1 protein-coding gene is annotated in these 1213 nt (G+C 29.3%); it reads left to right on the forward strand.

All coding sequences use genetic code 11. The features are described 5' to 3' along the window. Positions 1-343: 343 nt before the first annotated feature. Positions 344-904, forward strand: coding sequence for a protein adenylyltransferase Fic (gene fic, locus AP058_RS00015; RefSeq protein WP_197413355.1), 561 nt, complete (start codon positions 344-346; stop codon positions 902-904). Positions 905-1213 lie beyond the last annotated feature (309 nt).

Raw genomic sequence — 1213 nt, forward strand, 5'->3', positions numbered from 1 at the left:
CAACAACTTGCCGATAAGGGACTTGCACCCTCTAGATAAATTCCTTACGTTTGTAGGAATAGAAGTGCATGCAAGGCACACACAGCCGATAAGCAAGATTGGTCATTAGTGATTTCTGAATTATTGTCTTGTGTTTGCATAATTTGTGTTTAATTTAATTATTGTTTTTTATTTTTACCAACCTCGCCTATCGCCAAAACGTTACTAGCAAGCGCATCGCACCGGAATATAACACTGCTTAAAAACACTAAAAAAACCTCTAAATACTAATCAGTTTTAAAGTAATTCATAAACATTTAAAGTATTTTTGATAAAGAAATTAATAGTTGAATAAATGTGAATTATGATGAAAAACATTGACAAAAAGAGTTTAGAAAATGCTTATCGCTTATTTGAGTCAGATGATATTAATAAAATTGAAATTGGAACTACAAAAGGTTTAACTCAAATACAAAGTTATTTATTTAAAGGATTATATGATTTTGCGGGTAAAGTACGTAATACGAATATATCAAAAGGCGGATTTAGATTTGCAAATTCTTTATACTTAAATGAAATTTTAGTCAAAATTGAGCAAATGCCTGAAAATACTTTTGACGAAATAGTTGCCAAATATGTAGAAATGAATATTGCTCATCCTTTTATGGAAGGTAATGGGAGAACAATGCGAATTTGGTTAGATATGATTTTGAAAAGTAGACTTAAAAAATTAGTAAATTGGCAATATGTGGATAAATCTCTTTATTTACAAGCTATGGAAAGAAGTCCAATTAATGATTTGGAACTGAGAACTTTATTAAATAGTAACTTAAGCGAAGAAATAAATAATAGAGAAGTGATTTTTAAAGGAATCGAACAATCATACTATTATGAAGGTTACCAGAAAGAAGATGATGAAGAATAATTTATATTATGGATAAAGCGCCAGCTAGTAACAGCGGTTTTACGAGATTGCGAAATATGTGATAAATTCAAATTTATCTTTCGCAAGATATTCTATCTTAGCCGAAAGAACTCGGTTACGAAGTTCGCAACCTCGCAAAGCCGCGAAACGTTGTGCAATATATTACGCTAAAACCAGAAATAACAATGAAAATCAGAATTTTAACTTTCCTGTTTTGTGGAATAACTACATTAATTTTTGCTCAAAAAACAAATTTCAATATAAAATATTCTGAACAATTAGCAGTTTTTACTTTTATTCAAAATTTAT

It is taken from the genome of Flavobacterium sp. TAB 87 (assembly GCF_001529295.1).
Taxonomy (GTDB): Bacteria; Bacteroidota; Bacteroidia; order Flavobacteriales; family Flavobacteriaceae; genus Flavobacterium.

Coding starts and splice junctions, on each gene's coding strand:
- fic (WP_197413355.1), top strand. CDS start 344: ATGATGAAAAACATTGACAAAAAGAGTTTAGAAAATGCTTATCGCTTA.